At 71.1% G+C, this 14,294-nt stretch carries 12 protein-coding genes and 1 tRNA gene; 2 read left to right on the top strand and 11 right to left on the bottom strand.

The genetic code is table 11. The features are described 5' to 3' along the window. Window positions 1–97: 97 nt before the first annotated feature. From PX701_RS09750 to PX701_RS09740, 3 genes are all read right to left on the bottom strand, one after another. Complete coding sequence (locus PX701_RS09750) at window positions 98–1,030, bottom strand: sugar ABC transporter permease (protein ID WP_374201154.1); 933 nt, start codon at window positions 1,028–1,030, stop codon at window positions 98–100. Between the two features lie 92 nt (window positions 1,031–1,122). Further along, window positions 1,123–2,742 carry an ABC transporter permease subunit gene (locus PX701_RS09745; RefSeq protein ID WP_275506171.1) on the bottom strand — a complete coding sequence of 540 codons (1,620 nt, stop codon included), beginning with the start codon at window positions 2,740–2,742 and terminating at the stop codon, window positions 1,123–1,125. Window positions 2,743–2,884: 142 nt separating this feature from the next. Next, complete coding sequence (locus tag PX701_RS09740; RefSeq protein WP_231428774.1) at window positions 2,885–4,120, bottom strand: sugar ABC transporter substrate-binding protein; 1,236 nt, start codon at window positions 4,118–4,120, stop codon at window positions 2,885–2,887. Window positions 4,121–4,360: 240 nt separating this feature from the next. Here PX701_RS09740 and PX701_RS09735 point away from each other — a divergent pair, with 240 nt between their 5' ends. Continuing rightward, entirely contained in the window at window positions 4,361–6,184 is a 1,824-nt protein-coding gene (locus PX701_RS09735; protein WP_231428775.1) for a glycoside hydrolase family 13 protein, read from the top strand. A 222-nt stretch (window positions 6,185–6,406) separates the two neighbouring features. Here PX701_RS09735 and PX701_RS09730 read toward each other — a convergent pair whose 3' ends face one another. From PX701_RS09730 to PX701_RS09715, 4 genes are all read right to left on the bottom strand, one after another. Then, window positions 6,407–7,366, bottom strand: a complete 960-nt coding sequence (locus PX701_RS09730; protein ID WP_275506170.1) for an endonuclease domain-containing protein — start codon at window positions 7,364–7,366, stop codon at window positions 6,407–6,409. A 334-nt stretch (window positions 7,367–7,700) separates the two neighbouring features. After that, window positions 7,701–8,849 (bottom strand): M23 family metallopeptidase, encoded by a 1,149-nt coding sequence (locus PX701_RS09725; RefSeq protein ID WP_275506169.1) that lies wholly within the window; start codon window positions 8,847–8,849, stop codon window positions 7,701–7,703. Window positions 8,850–9,671: 822 nt separating this feature from the next. Further along, window positions 9,672–10,508, bottom strand: a complete 837-nt coding sequence (locus tag PX701_RS09720; RefSeq protein ID WP_275506168.1) for an inositol monophosphatase family protein — start codon at window positions 10,506–10,508, stop codon at window positions 9,672–9,674. An 88-nt stretch (window positions 10,509–10,596) separates the two neighbouring features. Continuing rightward, window positions 10,597–11,070 carry a GNAT family N-acetyltransferase gene (locus PX701_RS09715; protein ID WP_275506167.1) on the bottom strand — a complete coding sequence of 158 codons (474 nt, stop codon included), beginning with the start codon at window positions 11,068–11,070 and terminating at the stop codon, window positions 10,597–10,599. A gap of 35 nt (window positions 11,071–11,105) precedes the next feature. On the opposite strand from PX701_RS09715, the gene PX701_RS09710 reads away from it, so the two are divergent. After that, complete coding sequence (locus PX701_RS09710; protein ID WP_275506166.1) at window positions 11,106–11,543, top strand: VOC family protein; 438 nt, start codon at window positions 11,106–11,108, stop codon at window positions 11,541–11,543. A 69-nt stretch (window positions 11,544–11,612) separates the two neighbouring features. Here the strand turns inward: PX701_RS09710 and PX701_RS09705 are convergent. From PX701_RS09705 to PX701_RS09690, 4 genes are all read right to left on the bottom strand, one after another. After that, a tRNA-Tyr gene (locus PX701_RS09705) sits at window positions 11,613–11,697 on the bottom strand. A gap of 144 nt (window positions 11,698–11,841) precedes the next feature. Next, window positions 11,842–13,176: a hypothetical protein gene (locus tag PX701_RS09700; protein ID WP_275506165.1), complete on the bottom strand. Its 1,335-nt coding sequence runs from the start codon at window positions 13,174–13,176 to the stop codon at window positions 11,842–11,844. 113 nt (window positions 13,177–13,289) lie between these two features. Further along, the gene (locus tag PX701_RS09695) at window positions 13,290–14,066 is read right to left on the bottom strand and encodes a PH domain-containing protein (RefSeq protein WP_231428781.1); all 777 of its coding nucleotides are present in this window, start codon (window positions 14,064–14,066) and stop codon (window positions 13,290–13,292) included. A 12-nt stretch (window positions 14,067–14,078) separates the two neighbouring features. After that, window positions 14,079–14,243 carry a hypothetical protein gene (locus tag PX701_RS09690; protein WP_231428782.1) on the bottom strand — a complete coding sequence of 55 codons (165 nt, stop codon included), beginning with the start codon at window positions 14,241–14,243 and terminating at the stop codon, window positions 14,079–14,081. Window positions 14,244–14,294 lie beyond the last annotated feature (51 nt).

The raw sequence follows: 14,294 nt of genomic DNA, 5'->3' as shown, positions 1-14,294 counted from the left end.
GCGCCGAGGCATCCACGATGATTCGACAGGATGAGCCGGCCGACACCGCCGTATGCGCGGGTACCGACCGGCTCATCCTGTACGTCGTCCTCACTCCCTACTTCACCGCGCCCGCGGTCAGCCCGCCGACGATGTACTTCTGCAGGAAGAGGAAGAGTGCCACGACCGGCAGCGCCGCCATCACGGCGCCGGCCGAGAACGCGCTCCAGTCGGCGTAGCGCGGGTTCGACACGAGCTTCGTGAGGCCCACGGCGAGCGTCTGCTTCTCGGTGTCGACGAGCAGCACGGATGCCACGACGAACTCGTTCACCGAGGCGATGAACGACAGCAGCGCGACGACCGCGAGGATGGGCGCGACGAGCCGCAGGATGATCGTGAAGAAGATGCGCGCATGGCCCGCGCCGTCGAGCTTCGCGGCCTCGTCGATCGACGCCGGCACCGTGTTGAAGAAGCCGTACATGAGGTAGGTGTTCACGCCGAGCGCGCCGCCGAGGTAGACCATGATGAGGCCCACGTGCGTGTTCAGGCCGATCGCCGGGAACAGGTCGCCGATCGACGACATCAGCAGGAAGATCGCGACGACCGCGAGCAGCTGCGGGAACATCTGCACCACGACGATCGAGATGAGCCCGAACCGGCGTCCGGTGAATCGCATGCGCGAGAACGAGTACGCGGCGAGCGCCCCGAGGAACACGGTGCACACGGCCGTGATGCCCGCGATGATGAGCGTGTTGCCGAACCAGGTCGTGAACGGCACCTGCGGGTCGGTGAGGATCCGCACGTAGCTGTCGAGCCCGATCTGCGAGAACAGCGCGTTCGAGCCGGTCAGCGTGCCGTGCGGGTTGAGCGACGACGACACCACGAACATGATCGGGAACAGCGCGAACACGACCATGATGACGCCGACGACGTGCCGCCAGCCGGTCGCCCAGAACCAGCGGCTGAAGTTGAACGGCCGCTTGGGCAGCTCGACGGGCGAACCGCCGCCGGGGCCGCCGACCGACGCGTGGGCGCGGGTCGAGGCATCCATCTCCTCCATCTCGGCGACGGCGAGCCCGACGCCGGTGGGTGCGACGACGCCGGGGCCGGGAACCGACCCGGGCTTGACCTTGCGAGCGGCCATCAGTTCAGCTCCTCGAGGCTCTTGGTGCGGCGGAAGGCGATGATCGAGATCACCGCGACGACGATGAAGATGATGATCGAGTAGGCGCTCGCGAGACCGTAGTCGCGGTTCTCGCCCGTGAACGCGACCTTGTAGACCATCGTGATCAGGATGTCGGTGAAGCCGACGGGTATCGGCGCGTTCGCGTCGCGCGGCCCGCCGTCGGTCAACATGTAGATGGTGTTGAAGTTGTTGAAGTTGAACGCGAACGACGCGATCAGCAGCGGCGCGACCGACACGAGCAGCAGCGGCAGCTTGATGAGCCGGAAGATCGCCCACGGCTTCGCACCGTCGACCGTCGCGGCCTCCTGCAGCTCCTCGGGGATCGACTGCAGCGCGCCCGTGCAGACGAGGAACATGTACGGGAACCCGAGCCACAGGTTCACGATGATGATCGACACCTTCGCGAGCGTCGGGTCGGTCAGCCACGGCACCTCTGCGCCGCCGAGCAGCACCTGGTTGATGAAGCCGAAGCTCTTGTTCATCATGCCCGCCCAGACGAGCGCCGAGAGGAACGACGGGATCGCGTACGGCAGGATCATGAGCACGCGGTAGCCCTTGCGCCCCCGCATGCGCATGTCGTTGAACGTGATCGCGAGGAACAGCCCGAGGAAGAACGTCGACGCGACCGAGATGAGCGCGAACGCGAAGGTCCACAGGGTGACGTAGACGAGCGGACCCGCGAGGCGGGTGTCGGTGACGGCTCGCACGAAGTTGTCGAAGCCGATCGTGATCTGCCAGCCGGGCAGCAGCTCGTCGCCGTTCTCGGCGGTGAACGCGCCGACCCCGGTGTCGCTGTAGACGGTGCCGGTCTCGAGGTCGGTCATGGTGCCGGCCTCGGCGTCGTACTCGAGGGTCGACGTGTAGAGGTATCCCTTCGAGCCGTCGGGCGTGCGGATCGCCCCGTTGTTCGGGTCATCCGAGTACGGCACCGCGAGGGCCGTCACCTCGTCGGTGCGGGCCAGCACGTCGGCGAACTTCAACGAGGTCCAGCCCTCGGCCGAGACGGCGAGGTCGCCGTCGAATTCGGCGCCGGATGCCTCGTGCAGCGGCTCCTCGTTGGTGCCCACCAGGGCTTCGCCCTCGGGGTCGGTGACGAGCAGGCCGAGCTCGCCGGCCCGTTCGACGACCGTGACGCCGTACGTGGGCGAGTCGGGCACCCGCTCGAGCGACGAGGCCATGAGCGACGAGACCGCCTGCTCCTTCGAGCCGTTGTGGCCGGTGCCGTAGTTGGTGAAGGCGATGTACGCCGTGTAGCCGAGCACGAAGACCTGGAACACGACGAGGAAGATGACCCCGGGCGTCAGGTACTTCGCCGGCAGCTTCTTGCGCGAGAAGTAGATCCAGTTGACGATCACGGTGACCGCGGCGACGAGGCCGAGCACGAGCCACTGCTCGTGCATGGCGAGCACGAACACGGCGTAGAGCGCGAGCGCGTCGACGATGCCGAGCCCGACGAGCTTCACGAGCAGCACCTTGATGCCGCCGGATGCCTCGTCGGCGATGTTCGCCGCACGACGCTGCTGCTTCGTTGGCTTCGGTGGGGCGTCTTCGCGGACGTCGTCGGTCGCGGTGCTCATGATTGCCTGGTCTTTCGTGTCGCGTCTGGGATGAACGGAACCGCCGGTCGAGTAGCACCCGACGAAGGAGGACGCGCATCGAGACCACGTGAGGTGGTCTCGATGCGCTCCTTCGTCGCTACTCGACCGACGGAGTCACCGATCAGCCGGCGTCGATCGCCGCCTGCACGTCGGAGGCGAGCTTCTGCCACGTCGCGACCGGGTCGGCCCCGTTGATGATGGCGGCCTCGGCGATGCCCCAGTACTGCCACACCTGGCCCATGGCCGGGATGGCCGGCATCGGCACGGCGTCGGCGCCGACGGTCGCGAAGCCCGCGACGATCGGGTCGCTCGAGGCGGTCTCGGCGGCGGCGGTGAGCGCGGGCAGGACGTTGCCGGCCTTGAACAGCTCGAGCTGCACGTCCTCGGTGCCGATGTAGTTCACGAGGAAGTCGTTCGCGGCGACCTTGTTCTTCGACTCGGCCGAGACGAAGAAGCCCTTGACGCCGGCGAACGGCTGGGCGACCTCGCTGGTCGGGCTGGGGATCGGGTCGATCGCGACGTTGATGCCGGCGTCGACGGCCGCCCCGACGTTCCACGGGCCGGTCAGCCAGAAGGCGGCCTTGCCGGTCGTGAACGCGTCCTTCGCGATGTCACCGTCGATGTCGGTGTTGAACGCGCCGGTGCCGTTCTTGCCCTGCGAGCCGAGCCAGGTGGCGAACTGCTCGCCGCCCGAGTTGCCGAGCTGCAGGTCGTCGGGGTTGTAGCCCTCGGCGTCGCTGCCGAACACGGGGGCGCCGAACGCGGTCTGGAAGGGGTAGAGGTGGTACGGGTTGCCCTCGGCGCCCTGCTCGACGACGAACGGCTGGGTGAGGCCGGCGGCCTTGCCCTTCGCGAGCATGTCGTCGAAGCTCGAGGCGGGCTCGGGCACGAGGTCGGCGTTGCGCAGCATCGCGAGGTTCTCGACGGCGTAGGGCAGCATGTAGACGGTGCCCTCGTAGGTCGAGGCGTCGATCGCCACCTGGAGGTAGTCGGCTGCCGAGTCGCCGAGCTCGAGCGGCGCCACGACGCCGTTCGTCGAGAGCTCGCCGAGCCAGTCGTGTGCGCCCATGACGACGTCGGGGCCCTTGCCGGTCGGAACCTGCTGGATGAAGTCGCTCTTGATGTCGGCGTTGTCCTTGCCGACGAGCTTGACCTCGATGCCGGTCTTGTCCTGGTACGCCTCGGCCGCGCCCTTCAGCGCGTCCACGCGCTCGGCGTCGACCCAGACCGTCAGCGAACCGCTCGCGCTCGACTTGTCGTCCGAACCGCTGCCGCTGCCCGCGCAACCGGCGAGTCCGAGAGCGGCGACGGCTGCGATCGCACCGGCCGCAAGCAGGCTCTTCCTGTTCACCCTCATTGGTGTGTCCTTCTCAGTGTGCGTGAGATCGGCGCCTTCGCCGGTGGCTCTGATGCCGACCGCGCCCGAAAGGCCGTTCTGCAATTGACGCTCGCGATTGCAAGCGATTACAGATATACCTTGCGTTGCGCGCATTACAAAACCGGGATGCCGCGATCGATACCAGTTCGTGATGGTTGTGCGACTCGTGTGAACTGCAAGCGTTTCCATCCGGTATGGAGATGTCGTACAGTTTCGGACATGACTTCCGAATGGTGGCGCACTGCCGCGATCTACCAGATCTACCCCCGCTCCTTCGCCGACGCGAACGGCGACGGCATGGGCGACCTGGCCGGCATCACCTCGCGCCTGGGCGCGCTCGAAGAGCTCGGCATCGACGCCATCTGGCTCTCGCCCTTCTACACCTCGCCCCAGAAGGACGCCGGCTACGACGTCGCCGACTACTGCGACGTCGACCCGCGCTTCGGCACCCTCGCCGACTTCGACGCCATGGTCGAAGCGGCGCACGCGCGAGGCATCCGCGTCATCGTCGACCTCGTGCCGAACCACTCGAGCGACCGCCACGAGTGGTTCCAGGCCGCCCTCGCCGCACCGGCCGGCAGCGCCGAGCGTGCGCGCTACCTGTTCCGCGACGGCCGCGGCCCCGGTGGCGACGAGCCGCCGAACAACTGGGAGTCGGTCTTCGGCGGCCCCGCGTGGACCCGCGTCAGCGAGGCCGACGGCACCCCCGGCCAGTGGTACCTGCACATCTTCGACTCGTCGCAGCCCGACTTCGACTGGACCAACGAAGAGGTGCGCGAGGAGTTCCGGCGCATCCTGCGGTTCTGGCTCGACCGGGGCGTCGACGGCTTCCGGGTCGACGTCGCCCACGGCATGGTCAAGGCCGACGGCCTGCCCGACTACACCCCGCCCGCCGACGGCGGCAGCATGGGCGGCGCGGGTGGCGTCGCGGCCGACGCGCCTGCGGGCGCGGTCGCCATGGCGGCGGCCGGTGCGGGCGCGGCGGGGCTGCACGACGTCGGCACGGCGCACGGCGCCGGCGCCGAGGCATCCGTCGGCGTGCCCCTCGAGCCCGAGATCTCGACCGAAGCCGACGACCTCGCCCCGTACTGGGCGCAGGAGGGCGTGCACGAGATCTTCCGCGACTGGCGCACGCTGCTCGACGAGTACCCGGGCGAGCGCATCCTCGCGGCCGAGGCGTGGGTCGACCCGCTCGCGAAGCTCGCGAACTGGGTGCGGCCCGACGAGATGCACCAGTCGTTCAACTTCGCCTACCTCGAGACGCCGTGGCAGGCCGATGCGCTGCGCCGCGTGATCGACGACTCGCTCGCCGCGTTCGGCAGCGTCGGCGCCCCCTCGACGTGGGTGCTCTCGAACCACGACGTCGTGCGCCACGCGACGCGCCTCTCGGTCACCGAGCCGAACCCGCAGGGCCACGGCCTCGGGCCGCGCTCGCGCGGCATCCCCGCCTACGCCGACGGCCTGCGCCGCGCCCGCGCCGCGACCGCGCTCATGCTCGCGCTGCCCGGCTCGGCCTACCTCTACCAGGGCGAGGAGCTCGGCCTGCCCGAGGTCATCGACCTGCCCGACGACGCCCGGCAGGACCCGACGTGGTTCCGCACCGACCACGAGCGGTACGGCCGCGACGGATGCCGCGTTCCCCTGCCGTGGTCGTCCTCGGCACCGTCGTACGGCTTCGGGCCGACGGATGCCTCGTGGCTGCCGCAGCCCGCCCAATGGGCCGCGCTCGCGCGCGACGTGCAGCAGGGCGACCCCGACTCGACGCTCTCGCTCTACCGTTCGCTGCTCGCGCTGCGTCGGGAGCACGGGCTCGCGGCCGGGTCGCTCGAGTGGGTCTCGGCCGAGGGCGGCGCTGGTGCTGGTGCCGGTGCCGGTGCCGGTGCCGGTGTGCTCTCGTTCCGCAACGGCGACGTCGTCGTGGTCGCGAACACGGGCACGTCGCCCGTGACGCTGCCCGCGGGCGACGTGCTCGTCGCGAGCGGACCCGTCGACGAGGCATCCCGCCTGTTGCCGCCCGACACGACGGTCTGGCTGCGCGCGTAGCGGGCCGCGCCGGGCGGGCGTTCGCGGCACAGTTGCAGGATCAGCCGACCGGCACACCCGAATACGGGCCTCCTGGCCGGCTCATCCTGTAACCGGTAACCGGCCCAAGACTCGCCTTCGAGTGAGGGCACTGGGCGAGGCATCCTGGCCGAGTTGCAGGATCAGCCGACCGGCACACCCGCATGCCGGGCTGCCGACGGGAGAGTCCTGCAACTTCGAACTTCAGCGACCTGCGAACTGCGCGGCGGGCGGGGCGTCGTCGCACCGGTCCAGCCGGCGCAGCGCAACGTCGAGACCGACGGACGGCGCGCTCCGCACGCCCCAGCGGTGCTCGCCGCGTGCGATGAGGGCGAGGATGCCGCGGCTCGTGACCTCCCATTCGTCGACGACCATGCTGTAGCTCAACCGAAGCACGACGTACCCGCGCATCGCCAGCTCGAAGTCACGTCGCCGATCGTTCTCGAACTCCTCGCGGCCGGAGTGATGCCGCGACCCGTCGACCTCGATGACGAGCCGATCGCCGACGAGGAGGTCGACTCGCCCGACGCGCGCAATCGACACCTGCGTGCGATGCGCGATGTTGCGCGCCCGCAGCAACAGTCGCACCTTCGTCTCGGTGCCCGACTCCGACCCGTCGGAACAGCGATCGAGGATGCGACGACGAGACGGGCCCGCCACCGCACGGATCTCTGCGAGCGCCACCTCGCCTCGCGCGAGCGCCGAGTCGACCGTGGCGATCACCGATGCCGTCGGTGTGCAATGCAGCATCTCGGCCAGCGCCACTGCCAGCGGATCACGCCCGCTTCGGATGGGTGGATCGGAGCGGTAGTGCACACAGACGTCGTCACGAGCCGCGTCGAGCGGAGCGGGAGGATTCGCTCGTGCCGTGGCGTTCGCCGCAGGGTCGTGCGACGCGCCGGTGGCCGACGTCGGCGACTTCAGCCGTGAGGCCGAACGATGCACGCGCACGTGCAGCACCTCGTCGGTGCCGACCTCCCAGAGCCCATGGATCTTCGCGACGGACGCGGCGGTCGCCGCGCCGCCGACGCGAACCGCCCGGACGACATCGGTCGGGGCATCCGGCACTGCATACCATCGCTGCCTGACGCGGAACACTGCCCCGTCGGCGACCGCGTCGCTCAGCTGGTCACGCCGGATGCCGGCTGCATCGAGCTCTCGCACCGGGACTGCGCCACCGCTCCGCCGTATCCAGCCGGCCACCGTTCGAGAATCGTTCCGCATCCGTCGAGTCTGCGGGCACGATGACGGGCTCGAGCGGGTGCATCCGAGACTGTGGACAACCCGGGCCGGTCCACGTTGCAGGACGATGCGGCCGACCTCGCCTGCAGAGTCGCTGCCGACCGGCTCATCCTGCAACGGCTACCGGCTGGCAGAGCCCTGTCCACCAGGTTGCAGGACATCGCGGCCGGCACCGCGTGCACAGCCTCAACCGACCGGCTCGTCCTGCAACTGCGCTCACGCAGCCGGCCCCAAGCCGGCCGAGCCTCGCCGCGACTCAGTTCGTGTTCGCGTACAGCCACTCGAGCGGGTCGACCCACTCGCCGTCCATGCCGCCGATGCGGATCTCGAAGTGCAGGTGCGGACCGGTCGACATGCCGGTGTTGCCGGTCTGCCCGATGACCTGGCCGACCTCGACGGTGTCACCCTCTTCGACGAGGCGCGAGCCCGAGATCATGTGCGCGTAGACGCTCGTGACGGTCTGCCCGTCGATCTGGTGGTCGATCATGACGACCGTGCCGAGCGATCCGCCCTCGTCGGTCGAGTTGACGACGACGCCGTCGGCGATCGACTGGATCTCGGCGCCGTAGCCGGGGTTGAAGTCCTGCCCGTGGTGGTCGCTCGAGCAGCCGGCGCAGTCGCGGTAGCCGAAGCGGTCGCCGATGTGCACGCCGATCGCGAAGGGCCACTGGATCGTGCCCGCCGGGTTGTTCGTGAAGGTCGCCTCGGGGCGGATGCCCGCGGCCTCGGCGTACTCCTCGATCGTCTGCGTCTTGTAGCCCTCGCTGTCGACGCCCTCGGCGACCACGCCGTCGGCTATCTCGACGCGCTGCCCGTCGATCGTCGTCGAGTTGGTGCTCTCGAGCGCCATCGCCTGCACCTCGGCGGGCGTCATGAGCGACATCGCCGGAACCGAGGTGGTCACCGCGAGCGCCGCCGCGAAGCCCATCGCGACGACCGGTGCGAGACGACGGCCGACACGGCGCGGTGCGCGCGTCGCGGCGGGTCGCGTCGGCGCGGTGCGTTCACCGGGCGTGGATGCCGCGGGGCCGGCGCCGCTCGCGGCACCGCGCTGCGGCGCACGCTTCGAACGACGGGCGGATGCCGCGGGGTGGACGCCCTCGGGAACCGCGCCCGAGCGATCCCGGCGACGGGAGGCCGTGGCGCCCGACGTCGACGCCGCGAGCTCGGTCGCGGCGTGCGAGTCGGCGGGCAGAAGGTCTGCCCCGGCGATGAGCGCGGCGAGGTCGTCGACGGCCGAGTCGCCGCGAGCGGAAGCCGGAGCGGGCACCGCGGTGGCCGGGATGGGTGCGGCGACCGGGGTCGACACGGCCGGCACGGCGGCGGGCGTCGACGCGGCAGGCGCTGCCGCGGGAGTCGGCGCGGCGGGCGCTGCTACGGGAGCGGACGTGGCAGACACTGCCACGGAAGTCGCCGCAGGCGCCGCTGGTCGCATCGGGGCTTCGGCGGAGACGACGGGGCGAGCGGGGATGACTCGAGTCGGCTGCGCTGCGGGCGCGGCTGGTGCCGGAGCGACAGCCGGAGCGGCGCTCCCGGCCGAACGCGAGGGGGCTTGGGGCTCGGGGCTCGACAAATCGGCGAAGAGGTCGTCGAAGGCCGGACGACGCGGTGCCGCGGCGGGAACGGACAGCGAGGCATCCGCCTTCGGCACGACCGGGGCCGACGCCGGCGCAACAGGGGCCGGTGCAACAGCGGCCGAGGCGGCCGTCGCAACAGGCGCAGCCGGGAACGCAGGCGCAGGCGCAGGCGGGAACGCAGGCGCAGCAGCAGCCGCGGGGAACGCGGCCGGAGCAGGAGCCGCATACGCCCCGCCCTGCGGCGCCATCGAAGCCCGGCCGGCGGGAGCCCCGGCACCGTGCTGCGAAACCGACTCGCCGGCCGGGGCCTCGTACCGATGCGCCGCAGCCGCCTCGCGCTCGCGCAGCTCACGACGGGTCAGGGGTCGCTCGGGCCGCACAGCAGCCTGGGTGCCTGGCGAAGATCCGTCGGGCACGAGGGGGGACTCGAGCACGTTGTGGGGGCTTTCGGCGTCGGGGACGAGCGGTTTGCAGGGGAGGTACTCATCGCGACGCGAGCGCCGAGATAACAACTCGATAAAGGGTACCCGTTATCGATCGTGAACACCATGCGAACGTTCGGTATTCGTTGTAGGCGCCTCCGCTGAACGGTCGTTTCAGCCGACCGGCGCCGGCGACGAAACCGGGAGCCCGCAAGGCCGGGCGCACCCTCACCCGCGCTCGCCCGCTGCCGCGATCGCGGCCGACAGCTCCTCGAACAGCCCGGGCGCGGCGGCGACGACGAGTTCGTCGCTCTCGCTTCCGCCCCGCGGACCTCCGACGAGCGCCCCCGCCTCGCGCGCGATGAGGGCGCCGGCCGCATGGTCCCAGGGGTTGAGCCCGCGCTCGTAGAACGCGTCGAGGCGGCCCGCGGCGAGTGCGCAGAGGTCGACCGCGGCCGACCCCGCCCGCCGGATGTCGCGCACCTGCGGCAGCACGCCGAGCAGCACCTCGGCCTGCTCGCGACGCCGCTCGGCCGAGTACCCGAACCCGGTGCCCACGAGGGCCCGCCCGAGCGGTACCCCTTCGTTGACGTGCAGCGCGCGGTCGCCGAGCCGCGCTCCCCCGCCGGCGAACGCCTCGAACACCTCGCCGGTCGACGGGTTGACGACGACGCCGGCGAGCGCGCGCCAGCTCGACGGCTCGGGCGGGCCGGCCACGACGGCGACGCTCACCGCCCACCCGGGCAGGCCGTAGAGGAAATTGACGGTGCCGTCGATCGGGTCGACGACCCAGGTGAGCCCGCTCGTGCCGATGAGCATGCTGTCTTCTTCGCCGAGGACGCCGTCGTCGGGCCGCGCCGCCGCGATACGAGACCGGATGAGCGCCTCGGTCTCGCGGTCGGTCGCCGTCACCACGTCGGTCGGCGTCGACTTCGTCGCGGCGACCTCGACGCCGGTGCGCCGGGCGGCGGCCGCGAACTCCGCGGCCTGTACGGCGATTTCGCGCACGAGCGCGAGCAGCGCCGGCAGTTCGGTCGGGTCGACGGATGCCTCGCGCTCGGTCATGCCTCCCACGCTAGCCCCGCCCGCCACCGAGCACAGCGGCCGCGGCCGCGCGGCGGCCGACGGAGCAGCCGGGTGGGTGCGACCGAGTTCAGCCCGCCGCCCCCGGCTTCCGCAGGTGGACGAGCTCCACCCCGGGACGCAGTGCTTCGCGCCGGAACTCGCGGTACCCCTCGCGCTCGTACAGCCGGATGTTCGCCGCGCTCAGGTGCCCCGTGAACAGTTCGAACGACTCGGCGCCGCTCGCCGCCTCGGCCGCGCGCAGCAGCGTCGTGCCGAGACCGCGCCCCTGCTGGTCTGGCGCGACCACCAGCCGCCCGATGTGGGCGGTCGGCCCCTCGACCGTCCAGCGCACGGCCGCGACGAGCCGTCGGTCGAGGGTGACCCCCAGCGCGGGATGCCGCAGCTCGCGCCGCACCTCGTCGAGCGTCTGCGTCAGCGCGGGCAGGAACGCGTCGAGGTACAGCTGCGCCTCCGACACGTAGGCTGCGCGCTGCAGCGTGAGGAGCTCACCGGCATGGGCTTCGGTGAGGGGATGCGGTTCGACGGGATCCAGCGTGCGCACGTTCGCGATCCTATTGCCGCGCGTAGGCTCGGGTCATGGCGGTGCAGCGAATGGACCACGTCAGTGTCATCGTCGACGACCTCGAGGCCGCGACGGCGTTCTTCGGCGAGCTCGGCCTCGAACGCGAGGGCGGCGCAGCCGTCGAGGGCGACTGGGTCGACCGGGTCAACGGCATCGACGACGTGCGCGTCGACATCGTGATGATGGTCGCGCCCGACGGCGGCCGGCTCGAACTCACCCGGTTCCGCTCCCCCGAGGTGCTCACGCCCGAGCCGTCGAACGCGACGCCGAACCTGCTCGGACTGCGCAGCGTCATGTTCGAGGTCGACGACATCGATGACACCGTCGAGCGCCTGCGCGCGCACGGCGGCGAGCTCGTCGGCGAGATCGCCGAGTACGAGCGGTACTACCGCCTCTGCTACCTGCGCGGCCCGGCAGGCGTCATCGTCGCGCTCGCCGAATCGCTCGGCTGACGCGGCCCCGGCCCGCCCCCTTCGCGTGCCCGGATACGCGAAAACCCCGGTGGAAACCGGGGTTCTTGCTGGTGGCGAGTGAGGGATTCGAACCCCCGAATGCAATGCAGTCTGATTTACAGTCAGATCCCTTTGGCCGCTTGGGTAACTCGCCATCGCACCCGACCACGTTCTGCACACAACCGGGGGCCTGACAAGGATACCCGTCAGGGCCCGCTCGCGGAAATCGAAGCCCGACCGGCCCGAAGAGCGGCGGAAGCCGGCCGGCGCACGACCGTGCAGCACGGCTCGGCTGGGCCTACTTCGTGTCGGCCTCACCGTTCGCCGGGGCGTCGCCGGAGGGCTTCGCCGGCGCCGTGCGGCGACGGCGGGAGATGAGCAGCGCGATGGCGCCCGCGGCGATCACGGCCGCGGCGATCGCGATGAACGGTGCGACGTTCGCCCCCGACTCGGCGAGCTCGCCCGCGACCGCGGCGGGCGAGGCGGGCGGCGACGCCGGCGGCGAGGCGGGCGGCGAGGCCGGCGGGGTCGACGGCGGGGTGACGACGACCGGCTCGACGACGATCGGCGGCGCGACCACCTCGGCCTCGGTGCCGTCGACGGTCACCGGCGCGGGCGGGGTGAACCCCGCCGGCGGCACGACGATGATGGTGTAGCTGTCGTCCTGCGGCAGGTCGACCGTGTACGTGCCGTCGTCCTCGACGGGCACCTGCAGCTCTTCACCGGTGACGTCGAGCACGGGTTCGCCGGAGGCATCCTCGATCTCGACGACGGTGCCGGCGGGCGGCGGTGCGCCGTCCTCGAGCTCGACGGTGCCGGTGATGGTCGTCTTCGCCGCGGCGGCGGCGATCCAGAGCTGGTACAAGGGCGAGCCGTTGACCGCGCCGTAGAGCAGCTCGACGCGACGCACCGACGAGTCTGGACGGAAGCCGAGGTACGCGCCCGACGTGTCGTCGAAGTTGCCGACGACCGTCCCGGGCACGAAGGCGATGCCGTAGTCGTCGATGTTCGCCGACTCGTCCCAACGGGGAATGTCGGTGAACGGGCCGGGCCCGGCGCAGGTGCTCGGCTTCGGCGACCCGGCGGCGCAGTAGTTGCCGGGCGTCATCGCGCCGAGCGCCGAGACCGGCAGCGGCGCTCCGGTGTCGTCGAACGCGGTCACGAACACCCAGTCGGCGTCGACGTCGCCGAGCACGAAGCCCCAGTCGTCGCCGCGCTCGGCGCCGAGGTCGACGACGGTGCGCGACGGCGGCGGGTTGCCGACCGACGGCGGGGTGGGCGCGAGCGCCCCCGACTTCGGACGGATCGTGAGGTAGGGCTGCAGCCGGCTCGACCCGTACTCGGTGCCGAAGTCGGTCGACGCGTTGAGGAACGCGCTCGCCCCCGACGCCTCGGCCAGCGAGATGCTGTCGCTCGTGAGCGTGATCGGCCCGCCGAACCCCGTCGATGCGGGCAGCGTGCTCGTCGCCGTGAAGGCGTTGGCCGAGCCGCCGACGGTCCAGTCGGCGTAGGCACCGATCTCGGTCGCCGGGTCGACCGCCGCAGCCGGCGCAGTCGCGCTCGCCGCAACGCCTGCCAATGTCAGTGCGATGACCCCGACCGCCCCTGCGAGCGATGTCCCCCGATTCGCCATGCCCGCCATGCTCGCACACGCGCGCGGGCGACGCCAGCGCATCGCGGCCTGCGCCGGCATCGTTCAGACGGTGGATGCCTCGTGGCCGACGCCCCGCCGCGCGCCGATGCCGCTCAGTTCGAGGGCCGCCACCACGGCGCCTCTGCCGTGTCGCCCTGGTCGCGGCGGGTGCCGTCGGCGCGGATGGGCGCCGTGCCGCTCGCGTCGCCGCCACCGCTCGGCGCGGTCGACAACCAGCCCCGGTGCTCGCCGTTCACGACGGGCACGGGCTGTGTGCGCGCCTCGCCGTCGTCGAACGGGCGCGGTTCGCGTTCGTCGACGCGGCCCTGCTCGCCGGAATCGCCCTGCTGCGGCATCCCGGTCATGAGCGCCGACGCCGCGCCGCCGCGCCCGCCGCCCCGGAGGCCGGCCCGCTGGATGACGCGCTGGATCGTGAGCCCGCGCTGGTCCGGCGATCCGACGAAGCGGATCTCGCGCAGCCCCTGGTCCTGCGCGGCCGACTCGAAGATGAAGTGGCCGTAGTTGAGCACGCGACCGATGATCGGCTTGTGCACCGAGATGTCGAGGATTCGGGTGAGCGGCATCGTCGCGATGCGCTGCGAGAGGATGCCGTGCACCCGGAACACGCGCATGTTCGTCACCACGAAGCGGTCCATGCGGCGGCCGAGGATGCGCCGGCCGCCGTCGAGCACGAGGAAGAGCGCTCCGAAGATCGGGATGAAGTACGCCGGCGAGGGCAGCACCGTGAGCAGCAGCAGCACGGGGATCGCCGCCGCCACCTCGAGCGCGGCCGCGACGTTCGCCGCCCAGTGCTTGGTGACCTCGTCGACGATCACCTCGCCCTCATCGGCGATGAGGTGCCGCTCGACGTGCGGATCGAAGAAGCCCATGCGCGCTCCGTGCTAGGAGACGAGCGACATGAAGAACGTGCCGATCGAGCCGACGGCGTTGAACACGGCGTCGACGGCGCCCTGCACCGCGGTGGCCGCGTCCTCGGGGCGCGTGATCAGGTAGAACGCGGCGAAGACCACGACGAGGCCGAGGAGTATGCGCTTGACCAACTTCATGGTTTCTGCGTTTCCCTTCATGTTCGTGCGATGGCATGCCGCCACCCCACG

Origin of the sequence: Agromyces chromiiresistens, assembly GCF_029167465.1 — a bacterium.
Classification (GTDB): domain Bacteria; phylum Actinomycetota; class Actinomycetes; order Actinomycetales; family Microbacteriaceae; genus Agromyces; species Agromyces chromiiresistens.
Note: the sequence above shows the minus strand (reverse complement) of the source record. Positions and strands in the feature narration are given on the sequence as shown.